The following is a 7808-nucleotide window of genomic DNA, read 5'->3' on the forward strand; positions in this document are numbered from 1 at the left end:
GCGGATCCGTTCACAGGAACCGCCTGAAATCGAGTGGTCAGGTCTCGTCGATGTCGAAGCGGTCGACGTTCCCGGCGCCGACCCGCCGCACCACCGGGGCGCCCTCGGTGAAGTCGATGACGGAGGTCGGGACGACCCCGGGGACGCCGGAGTCGATGATGATGTCGACCTCGCGGCCGATCTCCGCCTGGACGTCCTCGGCATGGGTGAGCGGGTCGTCCGCGCCGGGCAGCAGGAGGGTCGAAGACAGGATCGGCTCGCCGACCTCCCCGACGAGGGCGAGCGCGGTGCGGTTCTCCGGGATGCGCGCGCCCACCGAGTGCTTCTTCGGGTGCATCATCCGCCGCGGCACCTCCTTCGTCGCCTTCATGATGAAGGTGTACGGCCCGGGCGTGAGCGACTTGATCGTGCGGAACGCGGAGTTGTCGACGATGACGAACTGCCCGAGCTGCGCGAAGTCGTCGCACATGAGCGTGAAGTGGTGCTTGGAGTCGAGCTTCCGGATCCGGGTGATCCGCTCGATCCCCTGCTTGTTCTCGAGCGCGCAGCCGAGCGCGTAGCACGAGTCGGTGGGATAGGCGACGAGCCCTCCGGCGGCGATGACCTCGGCGACCTTGCGGATGAGGCGGGGCTGCGGGTTGTCGGGGTGGATCTCGAGTATTTCAGCCATACGTCATGGTAACCGCAGATGCCGCCCGCGTCAGGGGGTCCGCGGGTCTCCCCCGGCCGGGCCGTCTCCGGCGTCGGACCCCTCGCGCCGGTCGCCCCGGGTGGATCCGGTTCCGTCCCCGGATCCCGCGCTCTCCACGCCCTCCGGGTCGTCGGGGTCGACGGACTCGTCGGCGACCTGTTCGGGCGGACGGAGGAAGGGGGCGCGCATGACGAGCTCCTCCGGCGCCGGCTCCTCGACATCGGGCCACGCGCCCGAGGCGCCCGTCCCCGTGGCCGCGGCACCGTCCACCGCGGAGCTCTCCGCGGAGCTTCCCGCAGCGCCGCGGTCGGCCACGTTCCCATGCGCGGGCTCCGCCGGTTGGCTGTCCGGTGCCGCCGCCCCCGCGCCCGAGGCGCCCGCAGCACTCGCACCGGCGGCCGCCCGCATCCGGTCGAACTCGCCGGGATCGCCCGGCACCACGACGGAGCGCCCGGTGATCCCCTGGGCGGCGCGGATCGGGCGCACCGGCAGGCTCGACCCGGTGGACAGGTCGGATGCGATGAGGTTGTTGACCCAGCGGGCGCGCGGGTCCGCATCAACGAGGAGCGCCTTGAGGAGCAGGGTCGCCGGCAGCGCGAGCAGTGCGCCCATCCAGCCGAGCACCCAGTACCAGAACAGCAGGGAGAGGAACGACATGAACGGGGTGACACCCACCGATTCGCCGGTGAATTTGGGCTGGATGATCGACTGGATGACGAAGTTGAGCACCGAGTAGGCGATGACCACCCACAGCGCGTCCCACCAGCCGCCGCTCACCAGCGCCATGAGCGCGGGCGGGACGAGGCCGATGACGAAGCCGATGTTGGGGATGTAGTTGGTGAGGAACGCGAGCACGCCCCACACGAGCGCGAGCGGCACGCCGATGATCCACAGCGCCACGAGGTCGAGCACGGCGACGATGAGGCCGAAGATCGTCGCGACGACCCAGTACCGGCGCACTCCGGCGGCGAAGATCTGCATCGCACGGCCGAACCGCGGACGGATCGCCGAGGTCACCTGCAGGCGCCGCGGGAAGGACATCGAGTCCATCGCGACGAAGAACACCGCCATGATCACGGTGATGAGCGCGGTGAGGACGAGGCTGACGTTCGACAGCAGCGAGCCGACGGTGGAGAACAGGGTGGATACGTCGAAGGCGGCGAGCTGCTGCTCGACGAACCCGCTCGTCACCCCGAGCGTCGACAGCCAGGCGAGCGCCTCGCCGTAGGTCGCGGTGATCTCCTCGGTGTACTCGGGGATGACCATGACGAGCTCGGCGATCGACCAGGCGGTGAGGCCGAAGAACCCGAGGAGCACGACGAGCACGACGACGACGGTGACCATCGCGGCGAGGAACCGCGGCACCCGGACCCGCACGAGCCAGCGCTGCAGCGGGTAGGCGACGATGACGAGGTTCATCGCGAGGAACACCGGGGCGACGATCGACTGCAGCGACTGGAAGAAGTGCACGCCGTAGGCGAGCCCGGCCACCCCGAGCACGACGACGAGGTAGCGCGGCCAGAGCGCGCCCGCGGCTGCCTCCGCGCTGCTCGCCGGAGCGGTGGGCGGCTCCCCGCCGGGCCCGAGGTGCCCTGCCGGGTTGCCGGACGCGGTGCTCACCGCCGCTTCCGCTTCTCGCGGATGCGCATGCCGATCTCGAGCGGGGTGCCCTCGAAGCCGAAGGTCTCGCGCAGGCGCCGGGTGATGTAGCGGCGGTAGCCGGGCTCGAGGAACCCGGTGGTGAAGAGGACGAACTTGGGCGGCCGGTTCGAGGCCTGCGTGCCGAACAGGATGCGCGGCTGCTTGCCGCCGCGCACCGGGTGCGGGTTGGCCGCGACGAGCTCACCGAGGAAGGCGTTGAGCCGGCCGGTCGGGATCCGGGTGTCCCAGCTGTCGAGCGCGCGCTCCATCGCCGGCACGAGCCGGTCGGCGTGCCGTCCGGTCTTGGCGGAGATGTTCACCCGCGGCGCCCATTCGACGTGCTGGAGGTCCTGCTCGATCTCGCGCTCGAGGAAGTGCCGGCGGTCCTCGTCCATGAGATCCCACTTGTTGAAGGCGAGGACGAGCGCGCGGCCGGTCTCCGTCACCGTCTTGATGATGCGGACGTCCTGCTCGCTCAGCGTCTGGTCGGCCTCGAGGAGGACGACGGCGACCTCGGCGCGCTCGAGCGCGGTCTGCGTGCGCAGCGCGGCGTAGAAGTCGGCACCGCTCGCCTGCCGGGCGCGCTTGCGGATGCCGGCGGTGTCGACGAAGCGCCACTGCCGCCCGCCGAGCTCGACGAGCTCGTCGACCGGATCGCGGGTGGTGCCGGCGACGTTGTCGACGAGCACCCGCTCGCTCCCGACGAGCCGGTTGAGCAGAGAGGACTTGCCGACGTTGGGCCGGCCGACGAGGGCGACGCGGCGCGGTCCCCCGACCTCGGAGAGGGCGTCGATGCCGGACACCTCTGGCAGCACGTCGACGAGGACGTCGAGGAGGTCGGCGACCCCGCGCCCGTGCATCGCGGAGACCGGGTGCGGCTCGCCGAGGCCGAGCGACCAGAGCTCGGCTGCGGCGAGCTCGCCGCGCTCGTCGTCGACCTTGTTCGCCGCGAGCACCACGGGCTTCCCGGCCCGGCGCAGCATCCGCACGACGTGCTCGTCGGTGGCGGTCGGGCCGGTGGTGGCGTCGACGACGAACACGACGGCGTCGGCCATCTCGACGGCGACCTCGGCCTGCTCGGCGATCCGGGACGCCATGCCCTTGGCATCGATGTCCCAGCCGCCGGTGTCGACGAGGGTGAGCGGGCGTCCGTTCCACTCCGCGGAGTAGCTCACGCGGTCGCGGGTGACGCCCGGGACGTCCTCGACGACGGCCTCGCGGCGGCCGAGGATGCGGTTGATCAGGGTGGACTTGCCGACGTTGGGACGGCCGACGACGGCGAGCACGGGAGCGGGCCCGGTGACCTCGGGGCCGGTGTCGCCGTCTTCGTAGGCGCTCAGCAGCGCCCGGTCCTCGTCCTCGAGCTCATAGGATTCGAGGCCGGCGCGCAGCGAGGAGGCGCGCTGCTCGGCCTCGTCGTCGGCGATCCCGGCGACGCGGTCGGCGAGGTCCTCGTCGGGGCGGGCGAGGAAGTCCTCGGCCGCGGAGGAGGTGCCGGAAGAGGTGCCGGCGGAGCCGCCGGTGGGGTCTGATTCAGTCATGTTCGGCCTTCTCGACCAGACCCATGACGGCTGCCACGGACTGCTCGAAATCGATGTCGGTGGTGTCGAGGGTGTGGACGCCGTCGGCGGCGGTGAGGAAGCTCGTGGTCTGTGCGTCCTTCGCGTCGCGGTCGACGATCTGGGAGCGGGTGGCCTGCACGGCCGCGGCGTCGGCGCTGCCGTGGAGCTCCTTCGAGCGGCGGGCGATGCGCACGGACTCGTCGGCGGTCATGAGGATCCGGACCTCCGCCTCGGGGGCGACGACGGTGGTGATGTCGCGGCCCTCGACGACGATCCCGGGTGCGGCGGCGGCGATGATCTGCCGCTGGAGCTCGATGAGCTCGGTGCGCGCCTCGGGCACGGCGGACACGATCTGCGCGTTCGCCGACACCTCGGGCTCGCGGATCTCGGTGGTGACGTCGATGCCGTCGATCGTCACCTCGGCAACGTCGGGGTCGGTGGAGATCTCGAGGTCGGCGCCGCGGACGAGCTCGACGACGTCGCCGGGGTCGGCGGTCCCGCGGTTGAGGCACAGCCACACGACGGCCCGGTACATCGCACCGGTGTCGAGGTAGCCGTACCCGCTGCGCCGGGCGACCTCGCGGGACACGCTCGATTTGCCGACGCCGCTGGGCCCGTCGATGGCGATGACTGTCATTCTCTTCCTTCGGTGTCGATTGCCGCCTCCGGCACCCACCAGCCGCGCGCGGCCAGTCCTTCGGTGAGGGTGACCTGGGCGGACGGGATGACGGAGATATCCACACTGCCCAGCTTAATGCCGGTGGCGTGGTCGATGCGGATGTCCTCGACGTTGACGCCGAGCTCGCCGACGTCGGTGAACAGGCGGGCGAGCGCGCCGGGGGTGTCGTCGATGAACACCGTGACGGAGGAGTACCGGGCCGGGGCCTGCCCGTGCTTGCCGGGGATCCGGTCGTGGCCCTCGTTGCCGGCGGCGAACAGCCCGGCGATCGTGGCGAGCGCACCCGGCTCCAGGTCGAGGGCGCCGATGAGGGCGTCGAGGTCGGCGCGGACGTCGGCGAGCACGGCGCGCACCTCGGCGGCGTTGCCGGCGAGGATCTGCGTCCACAGGCCCGGATCCGAGGCGGCGATCCGGGTGACGTCGCGCAGGCCCTGCCCGGCGAGCGCCACCCCGTCGGCGGGCATGTCCTTGAGCCGGCCGGCCATGAGCGAGGCGAGCACCTGCGGGGCGTGGGACACGCGGGCCACGGCGGAGTCGTGGAACTCGGGGTCGAGGTGGACGACGGCGGCCCCGGTGGCCTCGGCGAGCGCGACGACGGCGGCGAGGCGGTCGGCGGGGGTGTCCTCGTCGGAGCACACCACCCAGGGGCGGGCGAGGAAGAGGTCGTCGCGGGCGGCGATCGCCCCGGACTTCTCCCGGCCGGCCATCGGGTGGCAGCCGATGTAGCGGGCGAGCACGGGGTCGCCGGTGAGCGTGCGGGCCTCGGCGAGGACGGCGGTCTTCACGCTCGCGACGTCGGTGACGGTGGCCTCGGGCCAGGTGTCGAGCGCTGCGACGATGGTGCGGGCGGCGACATCCGGCGGGGTGGCGACGACGACGATGTCCGCGGTCGAGGGCTCCTCGGCGGTGCCGGCGCCCATGTCGGCGGCGAGCCGCACCGCGGTCGGCGAGTGGTCGGACAGCGTCACCGGGTACTCGGCCCGGCGCAGCGCGAGGCCGAGCGAGGTGCCGAGCAGGCCGGTGCCGATGATGTGGACGTGGGGCAGGGTCACAGGCGGACGGCTTCCATGAGCGCGCCGAGCTCGTCGGGGCGCAGGTCGCGGACCTTGCCCTGGCGCTGCTCGGCGAGCGGGATCGGCCCGAACTGGGTGCGCACGAGGCGCTGCACGGGGGTGCCGACGGCGTCGAACAGGCGGCGCACGATCCGGTTGCGCCCGGAGTGGAGGACGACCTCGACGAGCGCGTAGCCGGGGGTGGAGTCGACGAGCTTGAAGGAGTCGACGCGGGAGATCCCGTCCTCGAGCTCGATCCCCTCGCGCAGGCGGGCGCCGGCGTCCTTGGGGACGGGACCGCGGACCTCGGCGAGGTAGGTCTTCGAGATCTCGTAGGAGGGGTGGGTGAGCCGGTTGGAGAGCTCGCCGTCGTTGGTGATGAGGAGCAGGCCCTCGGTCTCGTAGTCGAGGCGGCCGACGTGGAACAGGCGCTCGGGGCGGTCGCGCAGGTAGTCGGCGAGGCAGCGGCGGCCCTCGGGGTCGCTCATCGCGGTGACGACCCCGGCGGGCTTGTTGAACGCGAGGTACACCTTGTCGGTGTGGGCGGTGATCGGCATGGTGTCGACGCTCACCGTCTGGGTGGCGGGGTCGATCCGGGTGCCGAGCTCGCGCACCGTCTCCCCGTCGACCGTCACGCGGCCCTCGGTGATGAGCTGCTCGCAGGCGCGGCGGGAGCCGAGGCCGGCCTCGGCGAGGATCTTCTGCAGGCGCACGCCGTCGGGCCGGTGGGCGTCGACGGCGGGACCGGGGGTCTGCCGTCCGCGCTCCTTGCGGCTGGGGCGCTTGGAGCGGTGACCGGGCGACCGGGGATCTGAGGCATTCATGGGGTCCATTGTCTCAAACTCGCACGGCCCCGATGACCACGGCCGCAGCGGGCGCACTCGGTGGCGGCACGCTGCGTCCGCCCACCGACGACGAAGGTGCATCGAACCGGTGCGGTTCCGGGCGGAGATCCGTGCTCGACCGGAACGACACGAGGAATCGACAGCTCATCCGGGGGCACGTCGAGCCAGGATGGCGCCATGCGGCCGATATCCGGCGCCGGTCCGCGTATGGGCCTCGACGACCTCGAACCCGGCGTCGATCAGCTCACTGCTCATCGCTTCGACCGGCCAGCGATATGCACTCGCCACAGCGTGGTCGAACTGCTCGATCCTCGGGCCTGTGAAGAATCCCACGAGGAGCCCCCCGCCCGGACACAGGACACGGGCGAACTCCGTGAGAGATTCCCGGAGCACCGACGGCTCCTGGTGGATCAGCGAGTACCAGGCGAGCACTCCGGCGACGCCGCCCGAGGGGTCCGGCAGCTCGGTGAGATCGCCGAGCTCGAAGAGCACCCCGGGGTGGGTGCGCCGCGCATGGTCGATGAAGCGGCGGACCTGATCGACCCCGCGGATCCTCACTCCTCGGGCGGCGAGGTGGCTCGTCCACTGGCCCGGTCCGCACCCGGCATCGATCACCGGCCCGGCGAGCCGCCCGGCCCAGTCGGTGACGAGGTGCGCATCGGCAGGATGGACGGCGGACATCGAGCCGAGCGTCTCGATGTACTCGGGAGCGCGGCGTGAATAGCGCTCTTCGACGTCGGAGTGCATGCCCGCCACCCTAGTCCGATCGGGTGCGTGGACCACGGGTTGGATGACCGGCCGCGCAGGACACCTCCACCCACGGGGTGCGTGCCCCGTCGACGGCGCGGTACCCCGCCGCGCCCCTCACTCCCACCGCCCCGGAACCAGGGCAAGCCTCCTGACGTGGTGGGATCACGCGTTCTGCGTACGATGGACTCATGAGTTCGTCGGTCACGGTCACGCCCAGGACGCACTGGATCAACGGCTGGTTCCTGCGGATCTTCGCCCGTCCGGTCGTGATCGTCGACGACGTGGAGCACAGAGCGGGCTGGGACCGTGCACTCCGGGTCGACGTCGCTGCCGGTCGTCATCGAGTCGCTGTCGGCGCCTGCTACCGCGGCACGTCGAGCATCGTGGGTGCGGAGGAATCGAGCCTCGAAGTCGATCACGGGCAGGTGATCGCCGTCGAGGCCAAGAACGGCGTCTTCAACCACCATCCATTCACGGTGGCGGTCGTACCCCGCTAGGGCGTGTCCGATAAATGGTGTAGCCACGCAATAGCCGCGTTGAGTACGACTGCTGCGCGGTAGACGATGGCGAGTTTGTCGTAGCGGGTGG

The 7808-nt window shown here is 71.4% G+C and carries 8 protein-coding genes and 1 pseudogene; 1 reads left to right on the forward strand and 8 read right to left on the reverse strand.

What is annotated here, in order from left to right:
• Window positions 1-37: 37 nt before the first annotated feature.
• The 7 genes from AB0I45_RS13110 to AB0I45_RS13140 all read right to left on the reverse strand — a co-directional run bounded on the left by AB0I45_RS13110 (window position 38) and on the right by AB0I45_RS13140 (window position 7217).
• Window positions 38-670, reverse strand: a complete 633-nt coding sequence (locus AB0I45_RS13110) for an L-threonylcarbamoyladenylate synthase (RefSeq protein WP_345032491.1) — start codon at window positions 668-670, stop codon at window positions 38-40.
• Between the two features lie 30 nt (window positions 671-700).
• A complete protein-coding gene (locus tag AB0I45_RS13115; protein ID WP_345032489.1) occupies window positions 701-2311 on the reverse strand; it encodes an AI-2E family transporter in 1611 nt (536 codons plus the stop codon).
• Window positions 2308-3873 carry a ribosome biogenesis GTPase Der gene (gene der / locus AB0I45_RS13120; protein WP_247619003.1) on the reverse strand — a complete coding sequence of 522 codons (1566 nt, stop codon included), beginning with the start codon at window positions 3871-3873 and terminating at the stop codon, window positions 2308-2310. Before der ends, AB0I45_RS13115 begins: the two co-directional genes overlap by 4 nt.
• Window positions 3866-4531 (reverse strand): (d)CMP kinase, encoded by a 666-nt coding sequence (gene cmk / locus AB0I45_RS13125; protein ID WP_345032486.1) that lies wholly within the window; start codon window positions 4529-4531, stop codon window positions 3866-3868. The genes der and cmk overlap by 8 nt, the downstream gene beginning before the upstream one ends.
• Window positions 4528-5625 (reverse strand): prephenate dehydrogenase, encoded by a 1098-nt coding sequence (locus tag AB0I45_RS13130; protein WP_360318737.1) that lies wholly within the window; start codon window positions 5623-5625, stop codon window positions 4528-4530. The genes cmk and AB0I45_RS13130 overlap by 4 nt, the downstream gene beginning before the upstream one ends.
• Complete coding sequence (locus AB0I45_RS13135; protein ID WP_360318740.1) at window positions 5622-6449, reverse strand: pseudouridine synthase; 828 nt, start codon at window positions 6447-6449, stop codon at window positions 5622-5624. The genes AB0I45_RS13130 and AB0I45_RS13135 overlap by 4 nt, the downstream gene beginning before the upstream one ends.
• A gap of 165 nt (window positions 6450-6614) precedes the next feature.
• Window positions 6615-7217, reverse strand: a complete 603-nt coding sequence (locus AB0I45_RS13140) for a class I SAM-dependent methyltransferase (RefSeq protein ID WP_360318743.1) — start codon at window positions 7215-7217, stop codon at window positions 6615-6617.
• Window positions 7218-7408: 191 nt separating this feature from the next.
• Between AB0I45_RS13140 and AB0I45_RS13145 the strand changes: the two genes are divergently transcribed.
• The gene (locus AB0I45_RS13145) at window positions 7409-7717 is read left to right on the forward strand and encodes a hypothetical protein (protein ID WP_360318746.1); all 309 of its coding nucleotides are present in this window, start codon (window positions 7409-7411) and stop codon (window positions 7715-7717) included.
• On the opposite strand, the pseudogene AB0I45_RS13150 reads toward AB0I45_RS13145, so the two are convergent.
• A pseudogene (locus AB0I45_RS13150) lies at window positions 7714-7808 on the reverse strand (IS5/IS1182 family transposase); the annotation flags it as partial. The gene AB0I45_RS13145 and the pseudogene AB0I45_RS13150 overlap by 4 nt on opposite strands.

The organism is Brevibacterium sp. NPDC049920 (assembly GCF_040656435.1).
In the GTDB taxonomy this organism is placed as follows: domain Bacteria; phylum Actinomycetota; class Actinomycetes; order Actinomycetales; family Brevibacteriaceae; genus Brevibacterium; species Brevibacterium pityocampae.